Origin of the sequence: Anabaena sp. 90, from assembly GCF_000312705.1 — a bacterium.
Classification (GTDB): domain Bacteria; phylum Cyanobacteriota; class Cyanobacteriia; order Cyanobacteriales; family Nostocaceae; genus Dolichospermum; species Dolichospermum lemmermannii.
Window position 1 is genome coordinate 234398 of sequence record NC_019427.1, and the last position, 14684, is coordinate 249081.

Sequence of the window (14684 nt, forward strand, 5' to 3'; positions counted from 1 at the left end):
CTCTTAGAAAGGGGGACTTTGAGAAATTTAGCCCCCCTTTTCAAGGGGGGTTGGGGGGATCTAGATAAGTTCTGATACTTTTCAAACATCCTCTAACGCCTCATTAAAAATGCTAAATTAAAAATTGAAAAATTAATTTATGCCCCTTCATCACAAAGGGCATAATTCTTAATTTTGTCCGCTGGTATTAGTGTTTAAAAATATTTGCGTTAAATAAACTTCTCCTTGTTCATTAGCAGCCACACCAACCCCAGTTAAATTATATTTACCCTGAAGATTTTTCAGATGACCAGGGCTTTTTAACCAGCCAGAAACCGCCTCATTGGCAGGGTTACTATATCCCGTATTATAAGCTACATTTTCAGCCGCACTACTGTATTTAAGAGGAATAGTCATTACCCGCTGTTCAAATCCTTGATGACTAAAAGGAACTTTACCACTAGCCATATTTTGACTGTGAATTCTGGCTTGCTGACTGATCTTTCCGTTTAAATTTAATTTTTTTAGCCCCCGTTTCGCCCGATATTGATTAATTTGAGTAAAAACAGCTAGTTCTAAATTAGTAGTTTGAACAGTAAGATTAGATATTTTTGCTTGACTTGTCACAAGTGATGAATGCTGATATCGGCCAGTTTGTTTAGCAGAACTATTATCTGGATTCGCAGCAGTCATATAGCCACTAGCAAGGACAAGCGTACTTAAAGCAATGCCAAAAGCAGTTTGTCGTAACATAGAGGTTTAAGTTAAGTAATGTATGGATTTATTGAATATATACCCTATCTTCTGATTATCAGAATACTTACCAGGATACTATTTGCTAATTATGAACTAAAAGATCATCAAATTTTCACAATTTAAATCAGTCTAGATATAGCAGCTTCCAGCATTCAGGAGTAAACCCCTTTGGATATAAGCCTCTCTAAAATTAGAATCTTACTCAAGTGCATACCGCTATAGTACCCCTGACTATCAAACTGGTAGATGTTATTTACACTACATTATTAATCAAAATGATTACTAATAAACAGTATCCAATGATAGATGTCATGGATACTATTTATTAGCAAGCCAGTGTTTTTTACAAGAATTTAGTGAATTAGGAACTTAGCGGCTGTTTGTACATCCTTGTCACCTCGTCCAGAACAGTTAATGATCACCTTGGGGCTACCAGCAAGTTGAGGACAGAGAGTTTCTAGGTAAGCGATCGCATGAGAAGTTTCCAAAGCTGGTATAATTCCCTCTAACTTCGATAGTCGTTGGAATGCGTCCAAAGCCTCAGCGTCCGTCACACTGTAATATTCAGCCCGGCCAATATCTTTCATATAACTGTGTTCAGGTCCCACACCAGGATAATCTAAACCAGCACTAATGGAATGGGGTTCAATAACTTGACCATCATCATCTTGTAAAAGATAACTCATAGAACCATGCAATACACCAACCTGGCCTTTTGTGAGAGTGGCCGCGTGTTTGCCAGTATTCACACCTTCACCAGCAGCTTCTACTCCAATTAACCGCACAGATGGTTCTTTGACAAATTCGTGAAATAGTCCCATAGCATTAGAACCACCACCCACACAAGCCACCAGGATATCAGGTAAACGTCCCCATTTTTCCAGAGCTTGAACGCGAGTTTCTTCACCAATCACCGCGTGAAAATCCCGAACCATCATCGGATAAGGATGGGGACCAGCCACAGAACCGAGGATGTAATGGGTAGTTTCTACATTCGTTACCCAGTCCCGGATGGCTTCAGAAGTGGCATCTTTCAGCGTTCCCGTACCCGCAGACACTGGACGAACTTCCGCACCCATCAGCCGCATTCTGAAGACGTTTAAAGATTGGCGTTCCATGTCGTGAACACCCATGTAAATAATACATTCCAAACCAAACCGAGCGCAAACCGTGGCTGTAGCTACGCCATGTTGTCCTGCACCGGTTTCGGCAATAATCCGCTTTTTACCCATGCGTTTAGCTAATAACACCTGACCGAGAGCATTATTAATTTTATGTGCGCCAGTATGATTTAAATCTTCCCGCTTTAAGTAAATTTGCGCCCCTGTACCATCAGGACGAGCATAATTAGCGGTAAGGCGTTCGGCAAAGTATAAAGGTGTAGCTCGTCCTACATAATCTTTTAATAAACCTTGTAATTCGGCTTGAAAACCAGGTTCATTGCGATATTGCTGATAAGCTGCTTCTAGTTCAGCTAACGCCGGCATAAGAGTTTCTGGAACGTACTTACCACCAAAGCGGCCAAAACGTCCTAGAATATCGGGGACTGAAGCAGTTTGTGAGAAATTCGGAGAGAGGGGTGTAGTAGTCACGGATTGGGTAAAATAAGAGAACAAAGTTAATTTTAATTCTAGACCTGTTGAGGGTGCCGATAAAGAGCATTATTCTCTCGTTCCCAGTCTCCAGACTGGGAATGCCATCTTAGAGGTTCTACCTCCTATAATAGAGGCAGAGCCTCTCAACTGCATTCCCACGCAGAGCATGGGAACGAGAGAATTCCCTTATTCCTGAGATTGCTCTTTTTGTAAAGCCTGAATTTGCTTCTAAACGAAAAGCTAGTTGTTTGACTTCACGAGATGTGAATTCATACGTACCCGCTTCTGTGGGAGGTTGGTTAATTAATTCAAAGAAGATGCTAGGAAATGCTTGAAATAAGCTATAGAAGATTGTATCTGTTTTCACGGTAATTGAGTAATTTAATCTAATTTTGGAAAACGAACCGCAGAGGCGCAGAGGACGCAGAGAGAATTTAAGAAAATAGTTTTGTTAAAAATTTATTTCCTGCATCTTCAATTTTATCATCAAGAGAAAAGGTGAGGTTACGAACTCTGATTTTTCCAAGATATTTATCAAGGGAATGATTTAATTCTGTTGGATAGACTAATACTGTTTCTGGACAATCTTTAGAAACTGCATAAGTTACTACTTGGGCTATATCTTTAGGAGAAGAATATTCGGGGTTTTTATATTTAGTATCGAGAATGTATTTAGGTGTTAAATCTGTTGTGTTATATAAAATTAAGTCAGTTTTAAAATATATTTTTTCTCCTATATTGATTCTCTCTTGAGTTTTTAAAGTGAAATTCTGGGGTAAATTTTTCTTTAACCATTCTGCAACAAACATTTCATAAAGATTTGCCATATTTATTAAAAAAGGTAAAGTTGTATTTTTACCCTTTTCATGATTTGGGCTAGTGTTATCTAAAAAGAATCGGCAAAATTGATGTAGAAGATGATAATCTTCATTTAAACGGTGATAAATTCTATCAATACAATCTTCTGAATTATAAGGTTGTAAAGATACCATTCCTTGCATTGCATGATAAGCTTTTCTCACTATCAATGATACTTTTTCTGTACAAAAACCGCTATGTCCAATATGAAAAAGCGTCCAAAATAAAATTTGATTATCTATAATATCAGCAGTGTGTTCTTGATATGCACATTGTAATTTTACATTCCAAGGTTTTTTAATTATTTGCTGTACATTTAATCTTCCGCGTACATAAGCCAATTGCTCAGTTTTGGGTACATAAGTCCGATATAATCCTTTACGACATCTTTCTATAATTTTATCTGCTAAAACATAAGCTAGATGATTGTAAAAATCTTCTATAGATTCACAATTCATTAACCCTTCAAATTTAAAAATCTCTAAATTATACGTATATTCCAACATTCCAAATAAATTCTTAATTGGTACTTTAGGATTGATTTTCAAAGCTACATCAGAATTTAAAGGAATATAACCTACATATCCTTGAGCCGTTATTTTCCATTGATAACGAGTTTTAGGACTGGGAAATTCTACATTTACTTTGCTGTTGTATTTCTCATATAAGATAATTCCAACCTCTTCAGGAATTTCCTCACGAGAAAAAGATTGAGTTTGATATTCGGTTATTTCCAGAATTTTAAAATTTGCTGGGTTCATATTGTTATCTGTTTCTCGATTTTATCCCAGCGAAACTCATCTACTTTTTCTAGGTTATTAAAAAAGTATTCTTCTAAATAAGGCTCAATTTCCATCTTCCAAATATCTTCTATATCTTCTCGTAGGTTAGGAGTCAAAAAGAAAGAAATACCAATTTCATAGTTTTTATCATTAATCGCTTGATTTAATTGTTTTAAAATATTAATTAAATCCATAACTGCAAAATTTGTATTGAGGTGATATTTGATTAACACATCATAATTAGGACGCAGTTCAATAAATGCAAAACGACGACGTAAAGCATGATCTATTTGAGCAATAGACCTATCTGCTGTATTCATTGTGCCAATAATACGGACATTTTCAGGAATACGAAATCTATTACCACCAGCGAGGGGAATTTCTTGATTACGGTATTCTAGCAAATACATTAATTCACCAAAAACCTGTGCTAAATTAGCGCGGTTGATTTCATCAATAATGAGAACACAAATATCTTGAAATGACTCGGCTTTTTTACAAAATTCTAAAAATCTACCGGGAACAAGTGGATATGTTAATTTACCATCTTCACTTTGAGGACGAATACCTTGAATAAAGTCTTCATAGGAATATGCTGGATGAAATTGGACTAATTCAGAGAAACCGTCACCTTCACTGATTAGATGTTTTGCGAGTTTTTCAGCTATGAAGGTTTTACCTGTTCCGGGTGAACCATAGAATATGGCTTGTTTTTTACGATTAGTTGCGCGTATCCAACGTTCTATGGTTGTCTCTTCAAAACAGATTTCTTCGCTACATTGATTTATATTATATTTTTTGTTTAATTTAGGATAAGAGAAATATTCAGCTAGTTTCCTGGCAGCAATTAGAACTTCTTCTTTAAGTTCATCTTTTATTTGATAGGACATATTATTTTTCTGACGAAATACTAGATTATAATCTTTATTTTCATCATCCCAATATTCAGAATGATGAAATTCAGATTCATCTATAAATTGATCTATTATTAATGTTTCTAATTGATACAATTTTCTATATTCCTTTTGATTTTTATAGTATAATTCATATATTTCTTCTAATTCATTAAGTCTCTTAATATCTTGTTGTTTTTCAAAAGCTTTTTCCGTTTTAAATCTATCAAAACTATATTCATAATCATCATATTCATTATCATCCGTATATTCCTCATTATTAAACTTCTGATTTAGAAGTAAATATTCAAAATTTGTAAATTCATATTCATAATTATCTATCAATAATTCATATATTTGTTCACGAAATTTTCTAACCAAAAAAATTAATGTTATATTATCATGACGAAAATCTTCAAAAAACTCATATATATTTTTATAATTTCCATAAGAGCTATAGTCAATATCTAAATTGTAATTTTTATTATATATAAAATTTAATATTTCATGTTGATTACTGATATTCAAATTAATTGATTTTAATATTTCATAAATCATTGCAAAAACTGATGGGTATCTTCTCTCAAATAACCATTCCCAATCATTATCCCAATCATTAAATCTAAATTGAAGGCAAAAACTAAGAATGGCTATAAATCTGAATAATACTTCGCATAATTCAATTTTATTTGAATAAGTTGCCATACCATGATCAATAATAACAGACCATACCTCCCAAATCAGTTCTAAAAATTGCCATTCATGATTTGTGTATATAGATGTTATGAGTCTAACTGTATATGATATATCACCCCAAGCAATAATTTGTTTTTTATTCATGCTAATTCTAGTGTCAAATTTTTGATAACAAACCACGAAGGCACGAAGAACACGAAGGAAGAGAAAGAAGAGTTAAGAGGAAAGAATAATGCGTTTAATGCCTTCTTTGAGGACGGGGACATTAAAATTGATGAGAAGACCAAGGGGACAATTAGTCATTTTTAAATAAGAAATAACTTGCGCTTCATGAATAGGGGCTAACTTTTCCACAGCCTTCAATTCAACAACTAGGGAATCACCAACCAGAAAATCCAATTCCCCCTCACCCATGGGATAACCTTTGTATTTTACTGCTACTAAATGTTTAGGTTTATAAGGTATCCCCCGCAAACGAAACTCCAAACCCAAAGCCTCTTGATATACCCTCTCCAAAAACCCCGCACCCAACATCCTATGCACCTCAATACCCGCCCCAATCACAGCATAAGCCAACCTCTCCACCTCATCACCCAACCTTCTCATCCTTCCTTCTTCCTCTTCCTTCGTGAACTTCGCTCCTTCGTGGTTCATTTCCTCTTACCTTCTTACACTCTATCATGTAGCAATTATATATCCAATTACCCCCGCTTAGGCTAAAATTGTTTACAATGAAAATCTATTTTTCCTGCATTAAATATTATGGCTAATCCCAAATCTGACAAAGGCTTTGTCTACCAAGAATTTGGTAACGGTAGTTCACCCGCACTGGAACGCGCTGTAGAACGGGGAATCCAAGACTTACCCCCCAATCAGCAAAATGTAAGAATCCAAGCTACTCGCGCTGGACGCAAAGGTAAAACTGTCACGGTTATTACTGGGTTTCAAACCAAACCTGAAACCTTAGCTACTTTATTAAAACAGTTAAAAGCCCAATGCGGTACAGGTGGAACTGTGAAAGATAACGAAATTGAAGTTCAGGGAGAACACAAACAGAAGATTTTAGAGATTTTGGTAAAATTGGGTTACAAAGCTAAAATCAGCGGTGGTTAAAATTATATTTTGGGTATTGTTCACGCAGTGTGGATAATTGCGAAGAAGTAATGATGTCAGAGAGGTAGATAAAACTGGACTATCTCTCTATCTCTTTCCCTAATTTTCAGCCCTTTAAAGAAAAATCAGGACATGAAAATCAAGTATCCTATTAATTTTCACAAAGGTCTAACATTCCTTATCATTTTAGGACTCATGGTTTTATACCATAATTTTACTATTGGAGCTTGGGTTTATCTTTCCCTGCATGGTACTTATGGTTTTCTTTGGTTACTAAAAGATCGCATATTTCCAGATAAGCAATGGGAGCAAGAAATTCCTGCTTCTCAAGGAATTCTTACCTTTGTTCTCCTTTGTTTGTACTGGGTAGCACCATTCATTCTCATTAGTAGTGGTACTGTTCCTCCTTTACCATTAGTCGCTGTTGCTATTTCTTTGAATATTGCGGGAGTGTTTTTACATTTTGCTAGTGATGCTCAAAAATACTATACACTCAAGTACAAAACTGGATTAATTACAGAAGGTTTTTTTGCTAAATGTCGTAATCCTAATTATTTAGGAGAAGTGTTGATTTATTTGGCTTTTTCTCTATTAACTCAACATTGGCTACCTTTCGTGATTCAGGGGTTATTTATAGCCATGATATTTGTTCCCAATATGCGGAAAAAAGATCAATCTTTATCTCGATATCCTGAGTTTGCGGAATACAAAGAAAATTCTGGCTTGTTCTTCCCTAAGTTGTTTAATTCCAGAAGTTCCCAGAAAGAAGAAACTACTGCATAACGTCAATAATTTCGCTCACGACTAAACACACAACCAGATCATATTAGGTTTACAAAGAAGAGAATTATGAACTACAAAGCTATCATTTTATCGGCAATTTTGGGAATTTCTACCCCTGCAATTATTGATATGGCTATTCCTAGTCAAGCAATGGCTGTACAAAAGTTTAATTATCCAGCCGGTGAATTTAGTGATAAAGAGTGGAAAGTGACTTTATCTTTTGACAATAATGTTTATTACTATAATGGCGAAAATCTCAAGAGTAATAATAACATTAACTTATCTGGTGCTGTTGCTTCCGGTACTAAACAACGTCAAGTTTATACTTGGAATAATAATGGCATGAAATACCAAGTTACCTGGAAACCAAGTGATCCGAATTTTATTCGTGTTCAAGTAACTCAACCTAATGGTAAATTGATTTTGAATCGGTTACTTAAAGCTGTTAAAAAGTAGAGATTTTTGATTACAGCAGTTTTCGGCGATTTAAACCACACTCTGATTACTTTCTTCCTTTGCGCCTTTCCTACTTTGCGCCTCTGCGCGAAACAAAAACTGTAGTTCATTGATCTGAAAATCGCTGTAAATATTACCCGAATTTAACAATTGTTGTAGAGACGTTTCATATAACGTCTCTACATTATTTGCTTATTCAGCCCAAGCGATTAATCTGGGTTCATAAGGACTAGAAAGGTATTGATTTCGAGGTAAGACACGCAAAGATAAACCTTGCAAACCAGAAGTGGTGTAGGTGATATTTGCGGTATAAACACTTGAATTATCTGTATCCTGTCCTTGGTAATCCATTACCACAGGTACAGCATTGACAATATCACCATTGGCATCAATAGAACCTTGATATAGCTCTACTTGCACATCATCATTACTCAAAGTTGCTAAATCTACCTTAGCTTTGACCGCTACAGTTTGATTAACTTCAATGTCTGATGCTGCGGATACGTCAATATCCTTGATTTTGATACTAAACCAGTGTTCACCTAATTTTGCTCTCCAAGCCGCTAATTCCTTAGCGGGAGCATAATTATCAACGGTGAGGGTATGATAGCGATCGCTCGCCGGGAAATAGGCTCTCATTGCATATTCTCTCACCATCCGGGCTGTATTAAAGAAAGGACAATTCAAGCGAATCGCATCTTTCATTTTTGCCACCCAAGGACGAGGTAAGCCATCACCATCACGATGATCATAGAATAGGGGAATAACTTCCTTCTCTAACAACTCATAGAGAGCGTTAGCTTCTATCTCATCTTGATAATTAGGATCATCATAGTTTTCACCATGTCCTATCGCCCAACCGGTGCGAACATAGTCCGCTTCATCCCACCAACCATCAAGAACACTCAAATTGGGTAAGCCATTCATAGCGGCTTTCATACCACTTGTCCCCGAAGCTTCTCTAGGACGACGGGGAGTATTTAACCAGATATCACAACCTGCTACCATTAAGCGGGCGATGTGAATATCGTAGTTAGGCACAAACACCACTTGTTTTTCTAAATGGTGTTCGCGGATAAAGTGGTTAATATCCCGAATTAATTCCTTACCAGGGATATCTTTGGGGTGGGCTTTCCCCGCAATCACAAACTGCACTTTGCGGTGTTTGTTAGCAAGTAGAATCTGCTTAATTCGTTCCAAATCACGCATCCATAAAGTAGCGCGTTTGTAGGTAGCAAAGCGACGGGCAAAGCCAATAGTGAGAACGTTAGGATCAAGCACTTCCTGGGCTTGGGCAATATCCGAAGCTGAAGCACCGCGATCGCGCAAATGTTTAACTAAATGTTCTCGAACATACAATACCATATCCAAACGGCAGCGTTCGTGATTCCGCCATAACTCTTCATCAGGAATTGCATCCATGCGTTCCCACAATTGGTTATCCGGTGGCGCTGATGACCAATTTGGACCAAGATAGCGATCGTATAGCTCTTGCGTAGATTTACTTACACAACTGCGGGCATGGACACCGTTAGTAATGGCAGCAATTGGTACGTCTTCCACTGGAACTTTTTGCCACAAACCTTGGAACATTTGCCGGGAAACAACACCGTGCAATTGTGCCACACCATTGGAGAACGTCGCCATTTTCAGGGCTAATACCGCCATACTGAAGGGACTGGACAAATCACCAGTATTTTCTCGTCCCAAGCCTAAAAATTGCTCTTTCGGTAAACCAAAGATATCTGCATAGTAACCCAGATAATGCAAGATCTTGTCGGGGGCAAATAAGTCAATCCCTGCGGGGACTGGAGTATGCGTAGTGAAGATATTACTAGAAGATACTACTTGTCTAGCTTCTCTGTAATTCAGTCCTTTTTCTTGAATGAGAGTGCGAATACGTTCTAAAGCAGAGAAGGCCGCATGACCTTCATTCATGTGGTAAGCAGTGACTTCATACCCCAAGGCTTTCAGCATTTGCACACCACCTATGCCCAGCATAATTTCTTGGTGGATACGCATATCTATATCACCACCATACAACTGATCGGTGATATCGTGGTCATAAGCCTTGTTAGGCTCAATATTAGTATCGAGCATATACAGGGCTACTGTCCCTACCTGGACACGCCACACCCGCGCATATACCTTGCGTCCAGGATAATCTACCGCAATCCGTAGTTCTGTACCATCGGGATTCCGTTCCAAATGCAAGGGCATATTATAGAAATCATTGATGAGGTAGCGTTCTTGCTGCCAACCATCAGCATTAAGATACTGGGCAAAGTAGCCTTGTTGATATAATAAGCCCACACCCACCAAAGGTAATCCTAAATCACTCGCAGATTTAAGGTGATCTCCTGCGAGTACACCCAAACCACCTGAATATACAGGTAAGCAATCTACTAACCCAAATTCAGCAGAAAAATAGGCGTAACATTCCTTCTGATGCTGATTTCTTTGTTTTTTATACCAAGTGTATTCCTGCAAATAATCTTCTAACTGCCGCGCTGCTCTGTCTACTTGCGCTAAAAAGCCTTCATCTTCAACAACTTCTAATAGTCGGCTTTGACTAATAGTTCCCAGCATCAATACTGGATTATGGTGGGTAGATTCCCATAAATCAGGATCTAAACGACGAAATAGGTCTTTGCTCTCTACATTCCAATCAAAATGGAGATTATACGCCAGTTTTCGTAAAGGTTCTAGTCTGGACGGTAGTGAAGGAGAAACGTTAAAGGTGCGAATTGGCTGCATGATATACTAAATAATTTACTAAACAATACCCCGATAACTGCCATAAAGTTATTGTTGACTGTTTTTACCTAATCTTGCCAACTCTTTATACTCTGTTTATGATGTTTTCATGACTTTGTTAAGAATTGAAAACTTTTTGATTTTTTCCGGCGATAATAGGTATTTGGGGGTTGACAATTGATTTTAAATTTGTTATCATGAATTTGATAAGGAAGAACTATCTTAAAATTACATTCAATAGACATAGACCGAGTTTAAAAATGCTTGACATCAAACCCTTGTAGTAGAGACGTTCCATGGAACGTCTCTACTTTTTTGGAGATGTCTATTGAATTGTGCAGAACCGCTTACCATCACGGAGGCGGTTGTTTTTTTTGGCATAAACAGACGAGATATGGGAGTTTTTGTGAAACTATGTTAAACCTTTGTAAAAAAAAAGACAAAGACTGTATCTATATTATACTGAGGCATAGCTTAAATTAAAACACGGATACAAGGATTTATCCTCATGAAACTATCTCAGATTTTGCCATTAGTTATTGTTGGTGGTGCTTTAGCCACTAGCCTTGTCGCATGGGAAAAGCCAGCACAAGCAATCCAAGTATTCAATTTCAGTTTTGACAATACTGTTGGTCCAGTTAATGGGACTGTATCAGGTACATTAGATTTGCCAAATGGTAATGGAACATTTGCGGCTACGTCTGTTAAAATAAATTCAGCCCCTGCTGCACTAGGATATACTCAACCTGTAGATGTGTTATCTTATTTTCCGTTTCCATCTTTGAATTCCTTTACAGTATTTAATGACACGATTACGTCAAGCAACTTTCTAGCGTATAATACCGCAGAGATGTTGGCTCTCAATGTCGTGCCAGGTAGTTTGGGTTCACTTTTATCTCCGGTTGGTACAGGTCAGGCGTTTTCAGGAGTAGTAGACATATACTCTACAACTCTCACATACACCCCCGCTACCCCCGTACCCTTTGACACAACACCGGGTGCTATGTTATCTACCATCCCTGTCTTAGCTTTAATGTACCGATGGAAACAATCCAGAAGTAGAATAGCATTAAGAACCACTGAAAAGCCTGCTGTAACAGTCTCATAAACTTTTTAACCTCCTTCTTTGCTGTTTTCCATACCTAACAGTTCAAGAAAACGGCAGAGAAAAATTAGTCTCATAGCAAAGGTATTTGTAGGGTGCCTTAGGCAAAGCCGTAACGCACCATTAATCAAGTTCAGGGTGCGTTACGCTGTCGGTAACGCACCCTATTTATCTATATTTGGTTCAAAAATTACCTGTTGAACAACTGGAGGAATTAGGAGAAGCCTTGTTAGATTTTACTTCAGTTACAGATTTACAAACTTGGTTACAATTTACTAATTAATATCACTTTATTTAGTTTAGGCGATCGCATTTCTAGTAGCGATCGCCATTACCCCAAAAATGTTAAATTAATATCTATGTATTAGCAAAAATCGAATAAATGACGAGATTTATACATGACCAATTCGCCAAAGATTATTTAGAAGAACTACTAAAACCTTATGGAAAAGTAGAAGCACCCAGTCATGTATCTGGAGAAGTACGAGAAATAGATGTATTATTTACACCATTTCTTGAACAAAAAGCGGATATAGCATCATTAGGGTTATTAGGTAAACTAGCCACCACACTAGCCATATTTGAACCATTTCGCAACCCAGCCTCAACAGAAGAAATATGTGATTGTCTATTAAAATCATTAGAAGTTAGAGGTGCATTAAAACGAGAAGCAAAACGTAATGCAACCAAAATAGCACAAAGTAATTTTCCTAAATTATGGATTCTCACACCCACAGCGTCTAAGAAACTGCTATCAGGATTTCATGGTACATTGGAATCAGATTCTTTACCAGGAATATACTATTTACCAGAGTCTTTCCGCGCAGCAATTATTGTCATTCATCAATTACCACCTATTCCAGAAACATTGTGGTTAAGACTTTTGGGCAGAGGAACGGTGCAAAAACGAGCAATTGATGAATTAGCAGCCTTACCATCAAATCAGCCTTATGTGAAAATCACATTAGAATTACTTTACAACCTGCAACAGAACTTGAGAATAAATCAAAGTCCAGAAATAGAAACAGAAGATAGGGAGTTGATTATGAGATTAGCACCACTTTACCAACAAGAGCGAGAACTCGCTAGACAAGAAGGACTACAAGAAGGACTACAACGAGGAGAACAACGAGGAGAACAACGAGGACTACAACAAGGAGAACAACTTCTGATTATCCGTCAGTTAAATCGCCGCATTGGTACAATGGACTCATCATTGATTCAACAAGTCCAAAAATTACCTGTCGAACAACTGGAGGAATTAGGAGAAGCCTTGTTAGATTTTACCTCAGTTACAGATTTACAAACTTGGTTACAATCTGTTAGCTAATCTTTTTCAAAAGACCGTTGATGATGTTTTCATGACTTTATGAAGAATTGAAAACTTTTTGATTTTTCCCGCCGAAAATTGGGATTAGGGGCTTGACAATTGATTTTGAATTTGTTATCATAGACTTGATAAGGAAGAACTATCTTCAAATTCTATTTAATAGACATAGGCCGAGTTTAAAGATGCTTGACATAAGACCCTTGTAGTAGAGACGTTCCATGGAACGTCTCTACTTTTTTGGGGATGTCCATTGAATTGTGCAGAACCGCTTACCATCATGGAGGCGGTTGTTTTTTGGCATAAACAGACGAGATATGAGAGTTTTCGATAAAATCTTGTAAAAGTTTGTAAAAAAAAAGACAATAACACCATTGCTACTATACTGAGATATAGGTCAAATTCAAACATGAATACAAAGATATATCATGATGAAACTATCTCAGATTCTGCCATTAGTTGTTGTTGGTGGTGCTTTAGCCACTAGCCTTGTCGCATGGGAAAAGCCAGCACAAGCTATCACATTTAATTGGGACGCATCGGGTTTAAATGTAAGCGGAAGTGGTCAAATTGAACTTGGAGATACAGCTGATCAGAATGGTTTCTACACAATTACTAACATATGGGGTATTATCAACTTCAATGATGGTTCTGCTGGACAAATTATAGGATTAACAGACCCAGTCCCAAAGATAAAACTCAATCCACCAGTCTTCCCTCCTATTAACTTTCAATACCAAAAAACACCAGTAGGCGATTTCCCAGATCCAAATAAATATGAAAATTACGCTTTTAATGAGCCCTTCACTGTAACCCCCGTACCATTCGACATCAGTCCAGGTGCTATATTACCCACCATCCCCATCTTAGCTTTAATGTACCTATGGAAACAATCGAGGAATAGAATGGCGTTAAAAACCATTAATAATCCTGATGTAACAGTTTCGACATATAGACAAGTAGGTTAACACAATAAAACCAAACTCTGTCAAGAAAAGTAGGCGTTGCTGAAACCAGGTATGAATTTAGGTGTAGAGACGAGAATCCCTACATGAGGAACGTCTCTACAAGGGTTTTGAAATCATCAAAAATCATTTTCATACCTCAAATCAGCAACGCCGAAAAGTAAAATGGTTGAAAACTTCTTCACCCTTGCAAGAGTGCTATAACGACAATTTTTAACACCAACCTACTTATTGTTATCAACCATTTTAATTTGTCGGTTGGGTTGAGGTACGAAACCCAACACAGTCCATAAGTATATTACATTTAATGTTGAGGTACGAAAACCAACACAGTCCATAAGTATATTACATTTAATATTGGGGTTTCACTTCGTTCTACCCAACCTGCGAGACTGCTGTTCTCTATTCTCTCGCCAAAGGTACAAGATATAGGTAAGATAAATTAGTTGCTATTTACCAAACCCCTGGGAGTTAGTTCTATGTTGAGTTTAAAAATCGCTGTTTATATTGTGGTCGGCTTCTTTGTCAGCCTTTTCATATTCGGGTTTTTGTCCAATGACCCAGCCCGCAACCCTGGCCGTCGGGACGCAGAATAAATATCCAACAAATCACCCCTAGT

Annotated in this window: 14 protein-coding genes and 1 pseudogene; 8 read left to right on the top strand and 7 right to left on the bottom strand. The window is 37.3% G+C overall.

The features are described from left to right. Nucleotides 1-168: 168 nt before the first annotated feature. From ANA_RS01040 to ANA_RS01060, 6 genes and pseudogenes are all read right to left on the bottom strand, one after another. Nucleotides 169-732 (bottom strand): CAP domain-containing protein, encoded by a 564-nt coding sequence (locus tag ANA_RS01040; RefSeq protein WP_015078184.1) that lies wholly within the window; start codon nucleotides 730-732, stop codon nucleotides 169-171. A gap of 356 nt (nucleotides 733-1088) precedes the next feature. Then, complete coding sequence (gene trpB, locus ANA_RS01045) at nucleotides 1089-2327, bottom strand: tryptophan synthase subunit beta (protein ID WP_041457506.1); 1239 nt, start codon at nucleotides 2325-2327, stop codon at nucleotides 1089-1091. 229 nt (nucleotides 2328-2556) lie between these two features. Beyond that, nucleotides 2557-2697: pseudogene (locus ANA_RS23915) on the bottom strand (DUF2887 domain-containing protein); the annotation flags it as partial. 67 nt (nucleotides 2698-2764) lie between these two features. Further along, nucleotides 2765-3949, bottom strand: coding sequence for an McrC family protein (locus ANA_RS01050; protein WP_015078186.1), 1185 nt, complete (start codon nucleotides 3947-3949; stop codon nucleotides 2765-2767). After that, entirely contained in the window at nucleotides 3946-5703 is a 1758-nt protein-coding gene (locus ANA_RS23380; RefSeq protein ID WP_015078187.1) for an McrB family protein, read from the bottom strand. Before ANA_RS23380 ends, ANA_RS01050 begins: the two co-directional genes overlap by 4 nt. 72 nt (nucleotides 5704-5775) lie before the next feature. Then, nucleotides 5776-6213, bottom strand: coding sequence for a GxxExxY protein (locus ANA_RS01060; RefSeq protein WP_015078188.1), 438 nt, complete (start codon nucleotides 6211-6213; stop codon nucleotides 5776-5778). Nucleotides 6214-6321: 108 nt separating this feature from the next. Between ANA_RS01060 and ANA_RS01065 the strand changes: the two genes are divergently transcribed. The 3 genes from ANA_RS01065 to ANA_RS01075 all read left to right on the top strand — a co-directional run bounded on the left by ANA_RS01065 (nucleotide 6322) and on the right by ANA_RS01075 (nucleotide 7911). Beyond that, nucleotides 6322-6672 carry a translation initiation factor gene (locus ANA_RS01065; RefSeq protein WP_015078189.1) on the top strand — a complete coding sequence of 117 codons (351 nt, stop codon included), beginning with the start codon at nucleotides 6322-6324 and terminating at the stop codon, nucleotides 6670-6672. A gap of 132 nt (nucleotides 6673-6804) precedes the next feature. Continuing rightward, nucleotides 6805-7455: a methyltransferase family protein gene (locus ANA_RS01070; protein ID WP_015078190.1), complete on the top strand. Its 651-nt coding sequence runs from the start codon at nucleotides 6805-6807 to the stop codon at nucleotides 7453-7455. A gap of 66 nt (nucleotides 7456-7521) precedes the next feature. Next, nucleotides 7522-7911, top strand: coding sequence for a hypothetical protein (locus tag ANA_RS01075; protein ID WP_015078191.1), 390 nt, complete (start codon nucleotides 7522-7524; stop codon nucleotides 7909-7911). 192 nt (nucleotides 7912-8103) lie between these two features. On the opposite strand, the gene glgP is transcribed toward ANA_RS01075, so the two are convergent. Continuing rightward, entirely contained in the window at nucleotides 8104-10668 is a 2565-nt protein-coding gene (gene glgP, locus ANA_RS01080) for an alpha-glucan family phosphorylase (RefSeq protein ID WP_015078192.1), read from the bottom strand. Between the two features lie 508 nt (nucleotides 10669-11176). Between glgP and ANA_RS01085 the strand changes: the two genes are divergently transcribed. The 5 genes from ANA_RS01085 to ANA_RS23925 all read left to right on the top strand — a co-directional run bounded on the left by ANA_RS01085 (nucleotide 11177) and on the right by ANA_RS23925 (nucleotide 14661). After that, nucleotides 11177-11776 carry a hypothetical protein gene (locus tag ANA_RS01085; protein WP_015078193.1) on the top strand — a complete coding sequence of 200 codons (600 nt, stop codon included), beginning with the start codon at nucleotides 11177-11179 and terminating at the stop codon, nucleotides 11774-11776. A 175-nt stretch (nucleotides 11777-11951) separates the two neighbouring features. Next, complete coding sequence (locus ANA_RS23920) at nucleotides 11952-12056, top strand: DUF4351 domain-containing protein (RefSeq protein WP_235081921.1); 105 nt, start codon at nucleotides 11952-11954, stop codon at nucleotides 12054-12056. Nucleotides 12057-12155: 99 nt separating this feature from the next. Then, nucleotides 12156-13103 carry a DUF4351 domain-containing protein gene (locus tag ANA_RS01090; RefSeq protein WP_015078194.1) on the top strand — a complete coding sequence of 316 codons (948 nt, stop codon included), beginning with the start codon at nucleotides 12156-12158 and terminating at the stop codon, nucleotides 13101-13103. 425 nt (nucleotides 13104-13528) lie between these two features. Continuing rightward, nucleotides 13529-14068 (top strand): hypothetical protein, encoded by a 540-nt coding sequence (locus ANA_RS01095; RefSeq protein ID WP_148279004.1) that lies wholly within the window; start codon nucleotides 13529-13531, stop codon nucleotides 14066-14068. 476 nt (nucleotides 14069-14544) lie between these two features. Next, nucleotides 14545-14661 carry a photosystem II reaction center protein I gene (locus ANA_RS23925; protein ID WP_083881405.1) on the top strand — a complete coding sequence of 39 codons (117 nt, stop codon included), beginning with the start codon at nucleotides 14545-14547 and terminating at the stop codon, nucleotides 14659-14661. Nucleotides 14662-14684 lie beyond the last annotated feature (23 nt).

What these genes read in the sequence shown, in the direction of transcription:
- ANA_RS01075 (WP_015078191.1), top strand. Translation starts at nt 7,522, where the DNA reads ATGAACTACAAAGCTATCATTTTATCGGCAATTTTGGGAATTTCTACC.
- ANA_RS01060 (WP_015078188.1), bottom strand. Translation starts at nt 6,213, where the DNA reads ATGAACCACGAAGGAGCGAAGTTCACGAAGGAAGAGGAAGAAGGAAGG.
- ANA_RS01095 (WP_148279004.1), top strand. Translation starts at nt 13,529, where the DNA reads ATGATGAAACTATCTCAGATTCTGCCATTAGTTGTTGTTGGTGGTGCT.
- ANA_RS01070 (WP_015078190.1), top strand. Translation starts at nt 6,805, where the DNA reads ATGAAAATCAAGTATCCTATTAATTTTCACAAAGGTCTAACATTCCTT.
- glgP (WP_015078192.1), bottom strand. Translation starts at nt 10,668, where the DNA reads ATGCAGCCAATTCGCACCTTTAACGTTTCTCCTTCACTACCGTCCAGA.
- ANA_RS01050 (WP_015078186.1), bottom strand. Translation starts at nt 3,949, where the DNA reads ATGAACCCAGCAAATTTTAAAATTCTGGAAATAACCGAATATCAAACT.
- ANA_RS01090 (WP_015078194.1), top strand. Translation starts at nt 12,156, where the DNA reads ATGACGAGATTTATACATGACCAATTCGCCAAAGATTATTTAGAAGAA.
- ANA_RS23380 (WP_015078187.1), bottom strand. Translation starts at nt 5,703, where the DNA reads ATGAATAAAAAACAAATTATTGCTTGGGGTGATATATCATATACAGTT.
- ANA_RS01085 (WP_015078193.1), top strand. Translation starts at nt 11,177, where the DNA reads ATGAAACTATCTCAGATTTTGCCATTAGTTATTGTTGGTGGTGCTTTA.
- ANA_RS01065 (WP_015078189.1), top strand. Translation starts at nt 6,322, where the DNA reads ATGGCTAATCCCAAATCTGACAAAGGCTTTGTCTACCAAGAATTTGGT.
- ANA_RS23925 (WP_083881405.1), top strand. Translation starts at nt 14,545, where the DNA reads ATGTTGAGTTTAAAAATCGCTGTTTATATTGTGGTCGGCTTCTTTGTC.
- ANA_RS01040 (WP_015078184.1), bottom strand. Translation starts at nt 732, where the DNA reads ATGTTACGACAAACTGCTTTTGGCATTGCTTTAAGTACGCTTGTCCTT.